Origin of the sequence: Gracilibacillus ureilyticus, from assembly GCF_900111195.1 — a bacterium.
GTDB lineage: Bacteria > Bacillota > Bacilli > Bacillales > Amphibacillaceae > Gracilibacillus > Gracilibacillus ureilyticus.
On record NZ_FOGL01000008.1, the window covers coordinates 94965 to 113449 of the forward strand.

At 37.0% G+C, this 18485-nt stretch carries 17 protein-coding genes; 3 read left to right on the forward strand and 14 right to left on the reverse strand.

Annotated elements, in window-relative coordinates; all coding sequences use genetic code 11:
* Positions 1–12: 12 nt before the first annotated feature.
* The 12 genes from BMW36_RS09485 to BMW36_RS09540 all read right to left on the reverse strand — a co-directional run bounded on the left by BMW36_RS09485 (position 13) and on the right by BMW36_RS09540 (position 10103).
* Positions 13–393, reverse strand: a complete 381-nt coding sequence (locus tag BMW36_RS09485) for a UDP-N-acetylglucosamine 2-epimerase (protein ID WP_089740635.1) — start codon at positions 391–393, stop codon at positions 13–15.
* 148 nt (positions 394–541) lie between these two features.
* Positions 542–1795: a glycosyltransferase family 4 protein gene (locus BMW36_RS09490; RefSeq protein ID WP_089740636.1), complete on the reverse strand. Its 1254-nt coding sequence runs from the start codon at positions 1793–1795 to the stop codon at positions 542–544.
* A 3-nt stretch (positions 1796–1798) separates the two neighbouring features.
* Positions 1799–2416: an acetyltransferase gene (locus BMW36_RS09495; protein ID WP_089740637.1), complete on the reverse strand. Its 618-nt coding sequence runs from the start codon at positions 2414–2416 to the stop codon at positions 1799–1801.
* Entirely contained in the window at positions 2413–3060 is a 648-nt protein-coding gene (locus BMW36_RS09500) for a sugar transferase (RefSeq protein ID WP_089740638.1), read from the reverse strand. Before BMW36_RS09500 ends, BMW36_RS09495 begins: the two co-directional genes overlap by 4 nt.
* Complete coding sequence (locus BMW36_RS09505) at positions 3060–4217, reverse strand: DegT/DnrJ/EryC1/StrS family aminotransferase (protein ID WP_281243025.1); 1158 nt, start codon at positions 4215–4217, stop codon at positions 3060–3062. Before BMW36_RS09505 ends, BMW36_RS09500 begins: the two co-directional genes overlap by 1 nt.
* Before the next feature lie 337 nt (positions 4218–4554).
* Positions 4555–6387, reverse strand: coding sequence for a polysaccharide biosynthesis protein (locus BMW36_RS09510; RefSeq protein WP_089740640.1), 1833 nt, complete (start codon positions 6385–6387; stop codon positions 4555–4557).
* Positions 6388–6706: 319 nt separating this feature from the next.
* Positions 6707–7474: a tyrosine-protein phosphatase gene (locus tag BMW36_RS09515; RefSeq protein WP_089740641.1), complete on the reverse strand. Its 768-nt coding sequence runs from the start codon at positions 7472–7474 to the stop codon at positions 6707–6709.
* Positions 7475–7830: 356 nt separating this feature from the next.
* On the reverse strand, positions 7831–8532 hold the full coding sequence (locus BMW36_RS09520; protein WP_425431939.1) for a CpsD/CapB family tyrosine-protein kinase: 702 nt from the start codon (positions 8530–8532) through the stop codon (positions 7831–7833).
* Positions 8507–9268, reverse strand: coding sequence for a YveK family protein (locus BMW36_RS09525; protein WP_089740642.1), 762 nt, complete (start codon positions 9266–9268; stop codon positions 8507–8509). The genes BMW36_RS09520 and BMW36_RS09525 overlap by 26 nt, the downstream gene beginning before the upstream one ends.
* A 155-nt stretch (positions 9269–9423) precedes the next feature.
* Complete coding sequence (locus BMW36_RS09530) at positions 9424–9561, reverse strand: YvrJ family protein (protein WP_089740643.1); 138 nt, start codon at positions 9559–9561, stop codon at positions 9424–9426.
* Between the two features lie 70 nt (positions 9562–9631).
* Positions 9632–9844 carry a DUF2922 domain-containing protein gene (locus BMW36_RS09535; protein ID WP_089740644.1) on the reverse strand — a complete coding sequence of 71 codons (213 nt, stop codon included), beginning with the start codon at positions 9842–9844 and terminating at the stop codon, positions 9632–9634.
* Positions 9845–9878: 34 nt separating this feature from the next.
* Positions 9879–10103: a DUF1659 domain-containing protein gene (locus BMW36_RS09540; RefSeq protein ID WP_089740645.1), complete on the reverse strand. Its 225-nt coding sequence runs from the start codon at positions 10101–10103 to the stop codon at positions 9879–9881.
* A 309-nt stretch (positions 10104–10412) separates the two neighbouring features.
* Between BMW36_RS09540 and BMW36_RS09545 the strand changes: the two genes are divergently transcribed.
* The 3 genes from BMW36_RS09545 to BMW36_RS09555 all read left to right on the forward strand — a co-directional run bounded on the left by BMW36_RS09545 (position 10413) and on the right by BMW36_RS09555 (position 14887).
* Positions 10413–11465: an LCP family protein gene (locus BMW36_RS09545; RefSeq protein WP_245711645.1), complete on the forward strand. Its 1053-nt coding sequence runs from the start codon at positions 10413–10415 to the stop codon at positions 11463–11465.
* A 145-nt stretch (positions 11466–11610) separates the two neighbouring features.
* Positions 11611–13980 carry an accessory Sec system translocase SecA2 gene (gene secA2 / locus BMW36_RS09550; RefSeq protein WP_089740646.1) on the forward strand — a complete coding sequence of 790 codons (2370 nt, stop codon included), beginning with the start codon at positions 11611–11613 and terminating at the stop codon, positions 13978–13980.
* 7 nt (positions 13981–13987) lie between these two features.
* Positions 13988–14887, forward strand: a complete 900-nt coding sequence (locus BMW36_RS09555) for an accessory Sec system S-layer assembly protein (protein ID WP_089740647.1) — start codon at positions 13988–13990, stop codon at positions 14885–14887.
* Between the two features lie 235 nt (positions 14888–15122).
* On the opposite strand, the gene BMW36_RS09560 is transcribed toward BMW36_RS09555, so the two are convergent.
* Positions 15123–16769, reverse strand: a complete 1647-nt coding sequence (locus tag BMW36_RS09560; protein ID WP_089740648.1) for a S8 family peptidase — start codon at positions 16767–16769, stop codon at positions 15123–15125.
* Between the two features lie 3 nt (positions 16770–16772).
* The gene (locus BMW36_RS09565) at positions 16773–18197 is read right to left on the reverse strand and encodes an N-acetylmuramoyl-L-alanine amidase (RefSeq protein ID WP_089740649.1); all 1425 of its coding nucleotides are present in this window, start codon (positions 18195–18197) and stop codon (positions 16773–16775) included.
* Positions 18198–18485 lie beyond the last annotated feature (288 nt).

Here is an 18485-nt window from a genome sequence, read left to right on the forward strand (position 1 = left end):
ATCCTCCCTTTACTATAGAGCATTACATATATTCTCAGCAGAATTCCCATCACCGAATAACATAGGTTGGGGGTGTTTCAAACAGTCTAATTCTCTCGTAACCGCGCTTAGAATTGAATCAATATTAATTGAACTTAAAACATTCCAACCGTTTTCTAAAGTTTCCACCCATTCTGTTTGATCTCTTAGTGTTGTGCATGGTGTTTTAAGAAAGAAAGCCTCTTTCTGCAGGCCACCAGAATCCGTTACAACCATGTATGCATTTGCTGTAAGATATAACATCATTAGATAACCAACTGGTTTTATTAGGGTTACATTATTCAACTTTATATCTAGTTTATTAATCAATTTTCTTGTTCTTGGATGAATTGGCAGGATTATTGGCTTATCCATTTCCTCAAAAGAAAAAATAATTAGTTTTGTTTTTTGGTACTATCAATGTTTTCTACTCGAATAAATTGTTGCTAAGTAATAATCATTCGCAAGCCTTCACTTCCAAATTTTACATACAACACTATAATTTCAATACAAAAGCTTAAACTTAAAATAGTTCTTCCAGTTTTCTAGTGAGCTTTTGAAAATCAAAGTCTTGCGCAGCTTTAATAGCATTATTACAGTAATTGGTGTAATCCTCTTTTGACAATTCAGATACTTTCAAGATATTCTCAGCTAGTTGCTTTTCATTTGCATTATCTATTACTACTCCACAGTTATATTTTTTAATTAAATCGTATCCAAACTCACAATCTGATATAGTTGGTTTCCCGCTTGCAAAATATTCAAACAATTTATTTAGACTTGCACCATATCTTTTGATACCATTTTGTTCAAAATGCATAATATTTAGGTTAGACTTGCTTAAAATGTATGGTATTTTATTTTTATCTATAAAGCCTTTAAACTTGATGTTTTGTAAGTTTTTACTCTTACAATACTGTTCTAATTTTTCTTTTTCTGGTCCATCACCGAAAATTAGAAAGCTAATGTTTTTCCGTCCGACTCTATCTATATATTCTGCCGCCTTAACAATTTTCATAATATTATTTACTTTTCTAATAGAACCTGTATAAATGACCTTAAATTTCTTAATATTATTTAAGTCCGAATCATCCAAAACATTAATTTGGCTATTATAGTTAAATTTTTTTAAATCTACACCATTATTAATATGATATATTTTGCTCATATCAACAGGTCCGCCATTTTCTTCATTCCATTTTTTAGATACCACATAATCCTTCCCCCCCTCCATTGTAAATATTAATTTATCAGCTCTTTTATATATCCATTTTTCTCCCTTAAATAATAACTTGGATAATGTACTGTTTCTTTTTAAAGTACCGTAAGCGACTAAAGTTTCTGGCCATAAATCTCTTATTTCACAAATACACGGTATATTAAATTTTTTCGCTATCTTTATTCCAGCAACTAAAGTAAGAGGGTGAACACTTGAAGCTAAAATTACCTTTGGTTTACCATATTGTTTTGCGTAAGCTTTTGAAACTAAAAAAATATTTTTGTAAAAGGAAAACATATTTATGATCCGTTTTTTCCCATTACCAATATATTTAGGTGTTTTTACGAAGATAAATGCAACCCCATTAATAATGTCGGAGGTATACATTCTACCCCCAGTATCAATATGATCACTTGAGTTATGAATAGTTGAAGCACAGAAAATAGTTGGACTATATCCCCTTTTAATTAAGTTTTCTGCAAACCAAAAATGCCTCCCTGCCCTATCTCTATACATGTTTGTAGCATAATGATTAAAAATCCAAATATTCTTCTTCATGCTTTAAACTCTCCTAGCTGGTACACCAACATAAGTACCAGGGTCATTTATATCCTTAACTACCACAGCACCTGCACCAATTTTACAATCATTCGTAATTTTTATATTATTACTTACTACCCCGCCAATTCCTAACCAAGATGATTTTCCAACTTTAACTGAACCAGCTAAGTTAGCGCCTGGTGATATATGCACAAACTCTTCGATCCAATTATCATGGTCTATTGTAGAACCAGTGTTGATAATGCAACCTTTTTCTATTCTCGTACAGCAGTTAACAATTACTCCAGCCATAATAGCTGTACCAACTCCTATATCTACTTGTGACCCTATTACGGCATCCGGGTGAATTAACACCGGAATACTTGCACCAATTGTTTCTAGCATTTCATGAAGTCTCTTTCTGGTAGAATTATTTCCAATACCGACAAATACCTCGTACTTGTCTATATGGAAATAAACATCCTTGGAATGCCCGATGACTTCTAAATCCATTGTTGATTTAATACTCGCATCGTCATCTAAGAAAGCTATTTCCTTCCACTTGTCCATTTTAATTGCGATATCTGCCACAACCTTACCATGACCACTGGCACCTATTATAAGTAGTTTGTCTTTCATGACTCGATTCTTCTTTCTTTTTTTGTTCCTTTAAAGGGTTCCATTGTAGGGGTACTTCCAGAATTAATCCCTTCTCTGACAAATACTTTCTTAATAGTCAGGAAAATTATCTTCCAATCTCCTATGAAACTTACATTTTCTACATACTTAACATCGAGATTAAATTTATCTTCCCAGTTAATTGCATTCCTCCCATTAATCTGTGCCAAACCAGATAGTCCCGGCCTAACTTCATGCCGGCGTTTTTGATGATCACTGTATAATGGTAAATACTGCACCAATAGTGGTCTTGGACCGATAATTGACATATCACCTTTTAAAATATTAAATAATTCAGGCAGTTCATCAAGAGAAGTAGAACGCAGCAATTGGCCAAACTTAGTCAATCTAACACTGTCAGGCAAAAAATTTCCGTTTTCGTCTTTCTCATCTGTCATTGTCCTAAACTTATACATCATAAAAATTTCCTCATTCATCCCTGGTCTATTCTGTTTAAATAGAACTGGGCTGCCCAGTTTCAACCTCACAAGTATAGCCACTGTTAGAAATACCGGACTTAGAATAATAATAGCAACTAAAGAAAGGATGAAATCCATCGGTCTCTTTACAAATCTTCTGTATATCCCTCCTTTGGAATTTTTCATTATTCTAACCACAACCTCTTAATAGTCTTAATTACTCTCCAAAGATCCTCCTCCGTCATCTTCGTATCGGACGGCAAACAGATACCATTCTCAAACAAATTCTCCGACACATCACTTCCGACAAAATCATATTTTTCAAAGTAAGGCTGTAAATGCATGGGCTTCCACACTGGTCTTGATTCAATATTCTCTCCTTCAAGTACCTCCATTATGTCAATTGGTCTAACATTTCCTGTTAGTGTCATACAACTTAACCAGTAATTTGGTTCATCCCATTCATTACTTGGCATGAATTCAACGCCTTCAAGCCCGCCAAGTTCTCTCTTATAAAAATCAACTATGTACCTTTTCTTTACAACTCTATCTTCTAAAACTTTTAGTTGCCCTCTTCCTATTCCAGCAACAACATTACTCATTCGGTAATTGAACCCTAATTCACTGTGTTGATAATGTCTCGTCTGATCTCTAGATTGAGTCGCCCAGAATCTAGCCTTCGCAATTTTTCCTTCATTATTGGAAACTAGCATTCCACCACCAGAAGTAGTGATAATCTTATTGCCATTAAAAGAAAAGATACCATAATCACCAATAGATCCAGTATGTTTCCCTTTATAGTAAGTACCCAATGACTCAGCAGCATCTTCTATAACGGCCACATTATGTTTCTTGCAAATTTCCATTATTTTGTCCATATCTGCAGATAAACCATATAAATGGACAACTATTACTGCCTTTACCTGTGGATATTTTTCAAATGCCTCTTCTAATGCATTAGGACTGATATTCCATGTTTCATAATCGCTGTCTATAAACACCGGAGTGGCATTTTGATAAATGACAGGGTTAACAGTAGCCGAAAAAGTGAGGGTTGGGCAAAATACAATATCACCTTCTCCAACGCCTGCTGCTTTTAGCGCCAGATGAATGGCTGCTGTTCCCGAGGAAAGTGCTGCAGCAGCTTTGGAACCAACCAGCTCTGCAAGCTCTTTTTCAAATTCATTCACGTTTTCGCCTAGGGGAGCAATCCAGTTGGTATCAAAAGCTTCTTTTATGTATTGCATTTCATAACCTTCCTCGCTCATATGAGGTGAAGAAAGGTATATTCTTTCTTTTACTTTTGTTGACTGCATATATCTAGACTCCTTTCCCTGGTTAATTTTAGTAAATTAGAACTTTCTTGGAACCCCATTTTTCCAACTAACTGCTAAGCCACTAAAAAACTTGTCGAACCAACTTAAATTTGTATGAATATCACCGGAGAATTTATAAATGGTTTATCAATCCTTTTGTGTTCATATTTAAACCTGGGCATCCAATCCCATCTCAAACTACCGACAACTAGCGTCTTAGGCTCTCATACCCAAAACGCGACCGAGAGCCTCCATTGATAAAGGCAAAGGAGACATTACCTAACATTTTCCGCAAGACAAATCACATAATTTTAATAAAGACCATGCTAATGCTAGTTTCTAATAAAGAATAAGCCCAAAACCTCTAACCTTCTACTAGCTTCAGCCTTCCCCTTCGCTCATCATATACGATTGCCATTAACTGCTCTTTTAATCCTTCTTTAGAATACTCATTAAAAGAATCAATTAAATCTACTAGACAGCGTTTGTTCACGTTAACCGTCTTTCCGACATAAATCTTTTCATAGATTGCTTCTGGATGCACTTCCTTCTCGCCGAGTAATTCTTCATACATCTTCTCACCTGGTCTGATCCCGGTATACTCAATTGGAATCTCATTTTCTGAATAGCCAGATAATTTAATCAAGTTCCTGGCCAAATCAACAATTTTTACGGGTTCACCCATATCTAACACGAAAATTTCACCGCCACTTGCTAATGTGCCAGCCTGGATAACGAGTCTCGATGCTTCTGGTATTGTCATGAAGTATCTGGTCATTTCAGGGTGAGTAACTGTTACAGGACCGCCCCGTTCAATTTGTTTCTTGAATAACGGAATAACACTGCCGCGGCTTCCGAGTACGTTTCCGAATCTTACAGCAACAAACTTTGTTTCACTTCTAGCAGCTAAATCCTGAACTATCATTTCTGCTACACGCTTAGTTGCTCCCATTACATTAGTGGGATTAACAGCTTTGTCTGTGGAAATAAGAACAAATGTGTGAATACCGAATGTATCGGCAGCCTCTGCTACATTCTTCGTTCCAATGATATTATTTTTAAATGCCTCATGAGGATTGTATTCCATTAATGGTACATGCTTATGAGCTGCCGCATGGTAGATAATTTCAGGTTTATACTCATTGACAATTTCAAACATTCGATTGCGATCCTGAACATCTGCAATAATAGGAATAATTTCTATTTCGGTATGACCACACTTTTGTCGAAGTTCGATATCAATTGAGTAAATGCTGAATTCACCATGACCGACCAGTAAAATCCGCTCTGGGTTGAACCGCACCAGCTGTCTGCAAATTTCTGACCCGATGGAGCCTCCAGCACCTGTTACCATCACCGTTCTATTCGTTACATATTCAGTAATGGAATTAATATCAAGCTCTACCGGTTCACGGCCAAGTACGTCCTCAACATCCACATTTTTCAAAGTGCTAACCGAGACTTTCCCTGAAACAATATCTTCAATTTTCGGTACCATCTGTACTTTTGCACTTGTGCCATTACATATAGTAACCATTTCCGTTAGGGCTCCATTTGTTAAAGATGGGATCGCAATTATAATATGTTCAACCGCTAATTTTTTCACCAATTCAGGAATATCTTTTGTACTGCCTGCTACTGGCAAATCATATAATTGCATTTTGTGCTTTGTTATATCATCATCCACAAAAGCAACTGGGTATAATTCATTATGTTTCGGTTCATTTTTTAACTGTCTTGCAATCATCGCACCTGCTGAACCGGCACCAACGATTAATGTCCGCTTCTTATATTTTTGTTCATTAATGCAATTATCACGGAAGACGCGCCAAACAAACCTTGAACCACCGATAAGTGCAATATGTAATAACCATGTTACGATTAAGGCACGTTTATAAATAGAAAAATCATTGATGAGAAGCTGAACAATGGCTGTTGTAACAATTGAAAAGGTGATCGCTTTAACGATTGCGATCATCTCACCAATACTTGCATAGGACCATACTTTATGATAAAGCTTATATTTTGCTGCAAATATATGATGAAGTGCTAACAATGCAAATGCACTTAACCACAATTTATTAAGAGAGTCAAAATCGTTATTTGGATAAACAATCCATGTGGCGATAAAAATCGCTGTACTAACAATGAGAGAATCCATTAACACTAATAGAAATATTCTTAGTTTGTAGCTCATTATAGCCCCAACCTCTCCATTAATTATTAATATTATGTAATAACTTTTGACCTGTTCCTTCATTAATAAGAGGAGGATTTCTATTTATTCTCTTACCCTCAAATCTGTTAAATGTATTATTTTCCGCTAGCTACCTTTACAATATCCATACAGAATTCTAATCATGTGTTTGCAAACTTCAGTGTTTTCCCGACATCATACCTCTTCCCCGAAATTTCATAGCCAAAACAACCTTGTACATATTTTTATTGCTGAATACATCCGTTAACCGGATCTCTCCGCAGTTCCCTTTATGTCTTTAAAGGTTGGATTCTTTTAACTAGAAGAGACCCATAAATTTCTTGCTTTTAATTTCTCCTGGCGCTCCCCCAATGATTAGTTGATTATGAACAACAGCATAAGCATTGTCCATAAAATAGGAAGTGACCTGTGTGCCAAATTCTTTTTTCAACACACGGTGGGCATCCTTTGTAACAAAGCCTCTTGTCTTCACGTTGTGAGCATCTGATGCAATAAAGTGAGTTAGATTTGCTTCTATACATTGCATACAGAATTTTTTAACCTTTTTCCCAAAATGACCAGTAACACTTGCTTCAGTTAGTTGAGTTAAAGCACCTTCCCGAACAAGATCAACTAATATGTTGGGGTGTTCTATTAATTCGTTGTTTCTTTCAGGGTGAACAATAATAGGTTTGACTCCTTGCACTTGCAAGTCAAATAGAAGTTGTTTTGTATAACGTGGAACATGATTGAATGGAAGTTCCACGAATAAATAACCACTCGTTTCATTTAAGGGTAAAAGCTGTCCATTTATTAAATCTGTAATCATTTCTCCATTTATTCGTGTTTCTTGACCAGGCAGGATTGTAAGAGGAATATCTGATTCTTTTAATATTTCATTTAACTGCTGTACTGCTTCAATTATTTCGATTTTATAGTTATTATATTTGCTGTTTAATTGATGAGGTGTGGCAATTATCGTGTCAATTCCCTGCGAAACTGCACTTTTCGCCATTTCTATGCTTTCCGTTATATGTTTCGCACCATCATCTCTTCCAGGCAGGATATGACAATGTAAATCTATCATTAAGTATCAACACCTTTTCTGTCATTACATTTAAGCTTTCATTCTTTATAAAAAAAAGCGTTTAACTCATCTCATTTCTCTAACACTACCAATCTTCGATGCAAATAACATACCTTCATTTCCCTCCCTGCAATTAAACACTTCGTAAGTAATTACCCCATTTTTGACCATTTTATACATAAAATACTGATTAATTTGATTTTTTTACATTATAATAGTCAAAATTTTCATCCTTCCTCAGAATAATTCTTCTGCAAAACGACTAGTTTACTAAATATTAAAATTCTCATTTCATAATGATTGTGGTACTTGATAAATAAAAATGCCTATCCCTCATCATGAAGGATAGGCACTTATTATGTTGTCCCGTAATAGTAATATTGTGAACCTCGTTTAATCTCTTTATCATTTAATACGACACCGAGTAATTTAGCATTTCCTTTATCCAATAATTCCTTCGCCCTTTGTGCTGATTCATACTCTGTCTGTTTACTCCGTACAATCATCACAACACCCTCGCATAAATTGCCCAGAATCTGTGCATCTGTTACAGCAAGTACAGGTGGTGTATCAAAAATCACCAGATCATACTGAGCAACAGCTTCTTCTACTAATTGCTCCATTTTCTTTGAACCTAACAACTCAGAAGGGTTCGGCGGAATAGGCCCGCAAGCAAGCAAATCCAATCCGGATATCTCGCTGCTTATAATCGATTCGTCCAGAGTATACCCCCCAACAAGGACAGAGCTCAATCCCTGAAGATTATCCATTTGGAAGGTATAATGCAATGTTGGTTTCCGCATATCGGCATCAATTAAGAGAACTTTCTTGCCTTGCTGTGCAAACACAACTGCTAGATTAGCAGTAATAGTTGATTTCCCTTCAGCAGGCCCGGATGATGTAATCAATAAAGAATTCAGTTCTCCATCTACTGAAGCAAACTGGAGATTTGTACGAACTGTTTTATACTGCTCTGAAATGGGTGAGCGCGGATTTAATTTTGTAATCAGCTGACGCATCTTTACACCTTTTTTAAACTGTTTTTTTCCTCTGACCACTCATGCTCCCCCTCTCTCTTCTCGGACTATTCTGAGACGCTCTTGTTGATTGAGTATCTTCATCCGCCACATGGGCAATTACACCGAGAATTGGCAATTCCAGTTTATTTTCAATATCCTGTTCATCTTTTATCGTATTGTCTAAGTATTCCAGTAAGAAAGCAAGCCCGACACCTGCCATTAAGCCAACAACCATGGCGATTGCAATGTTGAGCAAGGGCTTTGGACTAACCGGTGTAGGATCAGCCGCAGCCATAGCTTCTGTTAGTATATTCACATTATTTACATTCATTAATTCTGGTAAATCATTTTGAAAAATCTGTACGGTAGTATTAGCAATTTCTACTGCACGATCAGGGTCAGTGTCACTTGCGGTTAATGTAACTACCTGGGAATTCTGTCCACTTGAAACAGTGATACTCTGGCCTAATTGGTTGGCAGAAACCGCTAAATCCAGTTCTTCGACCACCTGACTAAGTATACGGTTACTTTTAATGATGTCGTTATACGTATTAATTATTTCTACATTCGAACGAATTTGATTATAATCCACAACATTCGCTTCGTTTGTTTCCTGGTTAACGATAAATTGAGTACTAGACTCATAGGTTGGAGTTATCATAAAAAAACTAACTAATGCACTGACTAATATTGCTCCAACAGTTAAACCAACAATGAGTAATATTCGTTTCTTCAGTATACTAAGTATTTCTTTCAGCGATATCGTTTCCTCCATGCCTCGTAACCTCCAAGTAAAGTATGTGATTGTTCTGATTGATGTAGTGCTCCGTGCGTGCATTATACCATAATTTATGTAAGTGGGACACTGATAAGCAAAAAAGGGAACAAAAGGGAAAAGGCAGGATTATCCCCCCTGTCCTTTTCCTCTTTTCATCGCATCTTCTCAGGCAGTGCGACAATGGATTCGATTAATGTGTTTAATTTTGTTTCGATGCGGTGTAACAGATAAAAAGTTACAGCAACCGGAAATCCTAAATCAGTGATTAACGCTATCCATGTCTGGTCCATAACTACACTCCTTTTCTTATATTTAGAAAAAAGGAGCTGCAAACAGAACACAGCCCCTCTCCCCCATCCATTACAATTCAATTTCTGTTACATTTCTTTCCACAACACGGGCACTTTTCTTACCAATTAAATCCCCACCTGTTGAAAAAAAAGCATTCTCGGCGATAATGGCATCCATAGCCGCATTGACTACTTGTGGATCTACCGGTTCAACCGGTTCGTCTAGGGAAACCGTTACTGTTTTTCCTTCTTCATTCTCAAATTTTAACTCAATTGTTTTCAATGGAAGCACCTCCTTTCCTATTAATTAATCAAGCTTACTCTGCAGTGATTATTTCCGCATCGTTTCGCTTGATTTGGAATAATGTTTGCTGCTGAAGCGGTACTAAAGCATCCGTAATTGCTAACAACTGATCTGATGTTGCATTCACTTTTACATTGTTGAATGATTTCGTTTTGTATGTCATGTCACCACTTACCGGATCAATCCCGCTCTCGAAAACTAGCTGCAATCTTGAATCAACTCTTTCTGCAACTGCCATTACTATCACCTCCCTTCACTTCTATAATCAATTTCCAGAGGCAAAAAGTAGCATTAAAGTTTTAAAAAATTAAAAATCTTTTTTCCGTTATGAATATGGACATAAAATATCCTCATATACTGTTATGAAGCAGATCTATAAATCCTGCAGAAAAACCAGTATTATGCGGTTTTTGAATAGAAGAGATCTGAAAATCTATCAATTGTCGTCAAATTTTAATATAATCGTCATCTTTTCCATAGTGACAGTTAATTTATTTCATAGTAAAATGTAAATTGATGCTAAATTTTTTGTTAAGGAGCATAAAATATGTCAGAATCCCGAAACGAAATGAGAAAGATTGCAAAAAAGCGGAAAAGAATGAGAAGACTGATCTTTGCTTTAGTATTCGTTCTTTTTCTAGCTGGTGGAGTTGGGGTTTATGCAATGAACCTCATCAATAAAGCAGAAGAAGTTGTGAAAGATTCATATGAAGATGATGGTAGAGAGGAAGGCTCCGAACTAAGAGATGTAGAAGTAGACCCTCAACAAGACAATATCTCCATTCTATTCATCGGAATTGACGAAAGTGAGAAACGATTAGAATCTAATCAAACCAACAAATTATCCGATGCGCTCATATTAGCGACATTAAATAGTGAAGATCACAGTGTAAAACTGTTAAGCATTCCTCGCGATACGTATACGTACGTTCCCGAAAGAGACAGATATACAAAAATTAATCATGCCCATTCATATGGCGGCCCTAAAGCAACAATTGAAACAGTCGAAAGTTTCCTCAACGTACCTGTTGATTACTATGTACGAGTGAATTTTAATGCCTTCATGGATGTTGTAGACACCTTAGGCGGAATTACAGTCGATGTACCTGTAGAAATATATGAACAGGATTCCAATGATGTTGCAAATGCGATTCACTTAACACCAGGTGTGCAACAGCTGGATGGTGAAGAAGCATTAGCTTTGGCAAGAACGAGAAAAATTGACAATGATATTGAACGCGGAAAACGTCAGCAGGAAATTATTAAGGCGATCATGAAGCGTGCTTTATCCGTTGATTCTGTTTTAAAATATGATGATATCATGGAAGCTGTCGGAGATAATATGAAAACAAATATGACATTCCATGAAATGCAAAGTCTGATTTCCTATGCAAAAACTGGTAATATTAATATTGAGACATATACATTGGACGGCACAGACACCTATATTGATAATATTTATTATTATCAGGTCGATGAAACCAGCCTTGCAAATGTATCCAACACATTGAATTCACACTTATCAATGGATACGACGACAAATGTGCTTGCCCCCAATCAATCATCAAGCTCTCTGACAGCACAGCCGAGCATAGATTAATTTTCATATGAATTTCCCAATGTGATGGTTCTCATTTCCAACAGAGAATCGTCACTTTTTTTATTGGATAGATATTAAATAAGGGACATTCATGTTATACTATTTTAGTAGTTATTTGTGAAAGTTTACAAGGAGCGTTAATATCATGAATTTAATAACTAAATGGAAAGAATCCCAACAATATAAAGTATATAAAAAATACCAAAGAATAGTTGAAGAGATCAACCAGCTGGAAGAGATTTATGCAAAATTATCCGACAGCCAGTTAAAAAATAAAACAACCGAATTCAAAAAATACTTAGAAAACGGCGGATCAATTGAACAAATTAAAGTAGAAGCATTTGCCACAGTGAGAGAAGCTTCCAAAAGAGTTCTGGGACTGCGTCACTATGATGTCCAGCTAATTGGCGGGCTTGTACTATTAGAAGGAAATATTGCAGAAATGCCAACAGGTGAAGGGAAAACGTTAGTAGCTTCTCTTCCGAGTTATTTGCGTGCGTTGGAGGGCAAAGGAGTTCACGTGATTACTGTGAATGATTACTTGGCAAGGCGTGACCGTGACTTAATCGGGCAAATTCATTCCTTCCTTGGTCTAACCGTCGGAATCAATGTACCAGGTATGGATCCCAACGAAAAAGTGAGAGCATATCAGGCAGATATTACTTACGGTATTGGAACAGAATTCGGCTTTGATTTTCTTCGAGATAATATGACCTATGCCGCAAGCCAAAAAGTGCAGCGTCCTTATCATTATGCAATTATTGATGAAGTGGACAGTGTGTTAATAGACGAAGCGAAGACACCACTGATCGTCGCAGGGAAAGCAAGACTAAGCGAGAACCTTCATCAGGTCTGTTCCAAAGTAGTAAAAACATTAAAAGAAGGCAAAGATTATCAATATGACCTTGAATTAAAAACAGTTAATTTTAAAGAAGACGGAATTAATAAAATCGAAAAGATCTTCGCAATCGATAATTTTTATGATCTGGAACACCGTGCTCTCAATCATTACATGAATCAGGCATTAAGAGCGAAAGTACTTTTCGAACGTGATGTGGATTATATTGTGGAAGATAGCGAAATTAAGCTTGTTGACATGAATACAGGCCGTATTATGGACGGAAGAAGTTTAAGTGAAGGGCTTCATCAGGCAATAGAAGCTAAAGAAGGACTTAAAGTAACCGAGGAAAATAAAGCACAGGCTTCTATTACCATTCAGAATTACTATCACATGTATCCTGTTATTGGCGGTATGACTGGTACGGCAAAAACGGAAGAAGCAGAATTTCAGAAAGTTTACGGAATGGATGTTATTCCTATTCCAACAAACAAACCAGTTATACGGGAAGATATGAAAGATATGATCTTCCAAACGAAAGAGCAGAAATATAACTTTTTAGTAGAAGAAGTGAAAAAACGCCACGCAAAAGGACAGCCAATCCTTATTGGTACAACCTCTATTATTCAGTCGGAAATTGTCGCGAAATACCTGGATAAAGAAAAACTGGATTATCAGTTGCTGAATGCGAAAAGTGTTGAAAGAGAAGTTCACCTGATCTCACTCGCAGGGCAAAAATCTCAAATTACGATTGCTACAAACATGGCAGGACGCGGAACAGATATTATGTTAGGTGAAGGTGTTGCTGAACTTGGCGGTCTCCATGTAATCGGAACAGAACGTCATGAAAGCAGAAGAATTGATAACCAGTTAAAAGGCCGTTCAGGACGTCAGGGAGATCCTGGTTCTTCCCAATTCATTATTTCACTAGAGGACGAGCTTGTGAAACGCTTCGGGCATGACCTGATGGAGCGCGTCAAAGATAAAGTTACTGCAGATAAAAACGGAGTAGTGACAAATAAACAAGTAAATGAATGGATCGATACCATTCAAAAAATAAGTGAAGGGCAGCATTTCCAGTTCCGTGAATTTAACTTTCAGTTAGAGCAGGTAATTAATGAACAGCGCAAAGTGATTTATCAGTTGCGTGACAAAATTCTAACTGAAGAACAGGTTGTGAAATTAATCAGCCAGTATGCAGAGGATGTAATTAATCATTTAGTTGACCGTTTCATTGATCCGGAACTTTTACCAGACCAGTGGGAGCAGGAGAAACTTATTACAAGCTTGAATGAAGTGTTATTCGTCGAGATTCCGGAGGATACCCGTATAGAAGAATATGATGCCGTGGAACCATTTATCAAAGACTTGTTACAGCAGCATTTTGAAGTCTTCGCCAAATTAAACTATGATACAATGGCAGAAGAACATGTTCGTAAAGGTGCTCTATCTGTCATTGATCGTAACTGGACAACACACCTGGAGGAAATGGGAAGATTAAAAGACGGAATTGGCATGCGTTCTTACCAGCAGGAAGATCCGATTCAAATCTATACAAAAGAAGGTTACCAGATCTTTGAATGGATGTATAAACAAACAGAAGGTCAAATTCACCAGTTTTTTGTTAGTTCTTTCAAAGCAATCATGTTTAAATTAATGAAAGAAGAGGAGAAGTGATCGCAGTATGTTTCCTTTTTTAGACCGTAAAAAAAATAAAGTTTCCAGAAATGAGCAGGAAGTAAGTGCAGCAGATGTGCTTGGAAATGAGATTGATACAGATGGAAGTAATGATGAGTTAGTTGAAACGATACTTTCCATCCACCCCAGCTGGAACTTACCGGAAGAAGAAAAATATGTGTTTGCCTTTCATAATAATGAAGCGAAAGCATTAAAGCCAAATCAGTTATCCATTACTACAGTTGATTTAGAGGAACGTAAACATGAGTACCAGTTTATTGTTCTGATCAGACATAGTGTGAATAAAGCCATCAATTTAGGTGAAGCAAGTATTGTTTTACTAGATGAAGAAAAGCGGACAGTTATTAAAAAGAAATTCAACTTGTCTAATGCAGGAAAGCTGCCACCTAAAAGCAGCCGTCCATGGAAATTCAGCTTTACGAAAAAAGAGTTAAGCAAATTGGATGCAGAGCCTAATGATAACTGGTCAATTGCATTTGAATTAAAAAGAAAACACCAGTTAGATCTTGAAGAATCATGGAAACAATCACTTGCTCAGGAAAGCATTGAACAATTAGAGAAGATTGTTTCTTCTGCTAAACCATTAAAACCCGGGGAAGTAAACTTCATGGGGATTGAAGCTAAATTCCTTGATGACAACCAATTATCTGTAACCATCTTAATCAGAAATGGTGCAGAGCGCGATTTAAATATTGAGAAATTACCGATTATGATAACAGATGCATCAGGCGAAGTGATTGCCAAAGGCGGATTCCAATTCGATAAACTTACAATTAAAGCAAATACAAGCAAGCCATGGCGATTTATCTTCCCATCTTCTCTCATATTAAAAGAGAAAGAAAATATAGACTTAAGCAAATGGCAGGCACAAGTAATTCAGAAGTAATAAGATGAATTCAATCCGAACTATTTTTATTCAGTTCGGATTGTTTGTTTTCCTGGAGATAGTATATTAACTCTACAGCTTCCATTTGTGCTGTTCTTTTGACCTCGAATTATTCCTTCGGAGCGACTGACAGTTGCAAATTAACGATAATACAAATAAAACCGAACTGCAACGAATGTAAAAATTCGATGTTAGTTCGGTTTTTGTTTTTGCTATATTGTCTTAATCGCTTCTTTTAGTTACGCATTTCCTCGTTTAAAAGTCTGCCAAGAATTACGGAAAATTCAGCACGTGTTATTTGGTTATCCGGCTTAAACTTACCGCTAGGATAACCAGAGATAATATCCAATTCTGCCAGATCATTAACGGCATCTTCATAAAATTGTGATTCGTCCACATCATTAAATTGATCTTTGCTGTTTATCTGTATCTGAAAAGCTGATTGGATAATTACAGCAGCCTCACCTCTTGTTATCGGTCTCGCCGGCATAAATGTTTGATCAGGGTAACCTGAAACAATATTTGCATCTGATAAGGAAGCAATATATCCTGATGCGAAATAATCCTGTTTTACATCTGAAAAATCAGTAAGTCGTTTGGTACCATCCAAATCCAACACGGTTCCGATAATAGTTGCTGCCTCTCCCCTGGTTATCTGGTTGTCAGCCTTGTACGTTCCATCAGGATAACCACCAATATAATTAGACTGGCGTAAAAAATACACATAATCTGCAAACCATATCGATGGATCTATATCCCAAAACCAGCTGTCAGGAGCCTGAATCAGTCCATATCCGTATTCATCGTCTCTTCCCTTAGCACCTAAATCTTCCACATTACTGTTTATAATTTTCATCAAAGAATTTTTATCAATGTTCGGATAAACTTCTTTATAAAGCGCCAGAATACCCGTGACATAAGGTGCAGCCATCGACGTTCCGCTCATTTCCACATAATCAGGCTCTTCAAAATACGTACTTAAAATATCTTCACCTGGTGCGACATACTGTAATGAAGGACCCTGGTAAGAAAATTCCGATCTTCTTAGTTGATTATTTACAGATCCTACACTAATCACATTGGAAAAGCGGGCTGGAAAAAGAACATCATCTGTAACCTGGCCATCCTCTTCGGCATTTCCGGAAGATGCTACCACCAGAATTCCTGCTTCATCTGCAGCATCCACGGCTTTTTTTAATGAAATAGACGGGATCGGGGTCGTGACACTTAAATTTATTATGTCTAATTCCTGTTCAATTGCCCACTCAATACCTGCCATAATATCTGCTTGACGGCCTTCCCCATTTATGTCTAATGATTTAATTGCATAAAGGTTCACATCCGGTGCAACACCTACTACACCAACCTCGTTGTCCAGTCCTGCAATAATACCAGCCACATGTGTCCCGTGACCATTATCATCTTCATAAGATGAAGTTCCTTCAATAAAACTGATCCCTCCGGAAACATTGAGATCAGGATGATTCTGTTTAATACCTGTATCGATCACACCAACCTTGACATCTTTCCCTGTAATTCCATTCTGTTCATAGAACTTGCTGTTGATAGCCGCATTGCCCCAGCTTTTGAATTGGATATTTGTTTTAATCAGCTGGTCTGTTTCAGTCCAGTCCACCTCTTCTATTTCTGAAAGCATGTCCCTGTACTGGGATGGTAATGAGATAGAGATCGCCTGAATGCTTTCATACATATGATGTAATTCATAAGGTATTCCATCCAAAACATGTAAATCAATTGTTTGATCAAATCCTACAATAATTCTTTCCTTATCAGGTGATTCCTTGGTGTCATTTGCCATTACTTCCAAGCTATTGCTAGTTATTAAAAGAAACAGCGCAATAATAAAGTACAGTTTTTTCATTCTTTATTCCTTCCAATTATAGTAATCCATTATCCCTTGAGCAATTGCTTCTCCGGCTTCTTCCTTTTTAGCAAGCAATATCTTCACATCACCTGTATTAGTTAAGAACCCTAATTCAACCAGCGCTGATGGCAATGAATTATACTTAATTACCTGGAAGCCGCCTTCCTTTACTCCACGGTCATTCGTACCTAATGCTTTTACCAGCCTTGTCTGGATAAATTCAGCCAGCTTCTTACTATCTGTTGCCCTCGAAGCTGTAGAATAGAAAGTCTCTGTACCATTCGCACTGGCAGTTGCTGCATTTGCATGGATACTGACAAAAGCGTCAGAATTGGCATTCTCTGCGATCTCTACACGTCTGCCCAGGGAAAGGAACGTATCATCAGTTCTTGTCATCACTACCTTGATTCCTTCCGCTTCGAGATACTGACGAACATATTTTGCCACATCCAGGTTAATATCCTTTTCTTTAACTCCATTTGCTGTAGCGCCTGGATCGTGATCACCATGACCTGGATCAATCGTGATGATTCCTCTTAATTTTTCCGGCTGATCCATTAAGTAATCAGCATGAACATACCCTATGATGCTGCCTGATTCAATTTGTGCCCAATCCCCGGAATACTTCAGCACTTTCACTTCATTGTTCCGATATAAACTTCCGACTTTAGAATATGAAGTACCTGGTCCGCTTCTTACATTAAGTGATGTAGTTACATTCACATATTTCGTAGCGATAGGCTTGTCTGGCTCCGGGTCAGGTTTCGGAGCAGGTGCAGGCTCTGGTTTCGGTTCTGGCTTCGGAGCAGGTGCGGGCTGTGGTTTATCAACAACCGGATTCAATGCTCTGAACACCATGATCGAAAATTCTGCCCGGTTTATCGGTTTATCTGGTTTGAAAGTACCATCAGGATAACCTGATACAATCTCTGCAGCGTAAACTTTACTTATAAATGACTCATAACTCGTCCCGACAACATCCGAAAAGGTTACATTAGCTTTGTCCGACAATTCAAACGCTCTCGATACGATTACCGCCATTTCTCCTCTAGTAATGGAATCATCCGGTTTAAAGGTACCATTTGGATAACCCGATACAATTCCTTTGTTCACTGCTGACTGAATATATCCTGAAGCATAGTGTGACACATCCACATCTGAAAATAAACTGGAGGCTTGCTGATTCCCATCTAAATGAAGGGCTCTCCCGATCATTGTAGCTGCTTCTGCTCTTGTCACATTATTATTTGGCTTAAAAGTACCATTTGTATAACCAGTGATAATCCCCTCTTCGATTAATGGATTAATCATATCTTTATACTTTTCGGGAACATCTGGCAATGTATTCGCGGAAACAGATTGACTCAAACAGATGAAGCTCACCATCATAATGAATAATACGGAGGATAGGATCTTTTTGTGCATTTGCTATTTTCCTTTCTTTATGTAAAATGATTTTTTAGTAATGGACGGAAAACTAGTAATCTTCCAACAAAAACCCGTTAGAAATTAGTGACAATAGACTCTTTACCAAATGCAGAAAGTAATGTATGCTTGTGCATGTGGGAATTCATGTTTAATCTGAATAGATTACAAGACTAATATACCAACAATCTAGCATTTCTCTACTCATTACAATATATCACAATCCGCGATATTTTCAATAGACAATTGGAAATAATTGCTGAAGATTTTTATAGATAAATTTCCATA

Excerpts from the sequence above, each read along its gene's own strand:
- BMW36_RS09490 (WP_089740636.1), bottom strand. The coding sequence starts at position 1,795 with ATGAAGAAGAATATTTGGATTTTTAATCATTATGCTACAAACATGTAT.
- BMW36_RS09495 (WP_089740637.1), bottom strand. The coding sequence starts at position 2,416 with ATGAAAGACAAACTACTTATAATAGGTGCCAGTGGTCATGGTAAGGTT.
- BMW36_RS09530 (WP_089740643.1), bottom strand. The coding sequence starts at position 9,561 with ATGGACCAGACATGGATAGCGTTAATCACTGATTTAGGATTTCCGGTT.
- BMW36_RS09515 (WP_089740641.1), bottom strand. The coding sequence starts at position 7,474 with ATGATAGATTTACATTGTCATATCCTGCCTGGAAGAGATGATGGTGCG.
- BMW36_RS09555 (WP_089740647.1), top strand. The coding sequence starts at position 13,988 with ATGTTTCCTTTTTTAGACCGTAAAAAAAATAAAGTTTCCAGAAATGAG.
- BMW36_RS09485 (WP_089740635.1), bottom strand. The coding sequence starts at position 393 with ATGGATAAGCCAATAATCCTGCCAATTCATCCAAGAACAAGAAAATTG.
- BMW36_RS09525 (WP_089740642.1), bottom strand. The coding sequence starts at position 9,268 with ATGGAGGAAACGATATCGCTGAAAGAAATACTTAGTATACTGAAGAAA.
- BMW36_RS09565 (WP_089740649.1), bottom strand. The coding sequence starts at position 18,197 with ATGCACAAAAAGATCCTATCCTCCGTATTATTCATTATGATGGTGAGC.
- BMW36_RS09510 (WP_089740640.1), bottom strand. The coding sequence starts at position 6,387 with ATGAGCTACAAACTAAGAATATTTCTATTAGTGTTAATGGATTCTCTC.
- BMW36_RS09545 (WP_245711645.1), top strand. The coding sequence starts at position 10,413 with ATGTCAGAATCCCGAAACGAAATGAGAAAGATTGCAAAAAAGCGGAAA.
- secA2 (WP_089740646.1), top strand. The coding sequence starts at position 11,611 with ATGAATTTAATAACTAAATGGAAAGAATCCCAACAATATAAAGTATAT.
- BMW36_RS09500 (WP_089740638.1), bottom strand. The coding sequence starts at position 3,060 with ATGAAAAATTCCAAAGGAGGGATATACAGAAGATTTGTAAAGAGACCG.
- BMW36_RS09560 (WP_089740648.1), bottom strand. The coding sequence starts at position 16,769 with ATGAAAAAACTGTACTTTATTATTGCGCTGTTTCTTTTAATAACTAGC.
- BMW36_RS09540 (WP_089740645.1), bottom strand. The coding sequence starts at position 10,103 with ATGGCAGTTGCAGAAAGAGTTGATTCAAGATTGCAGCTAGTTTTCGAG.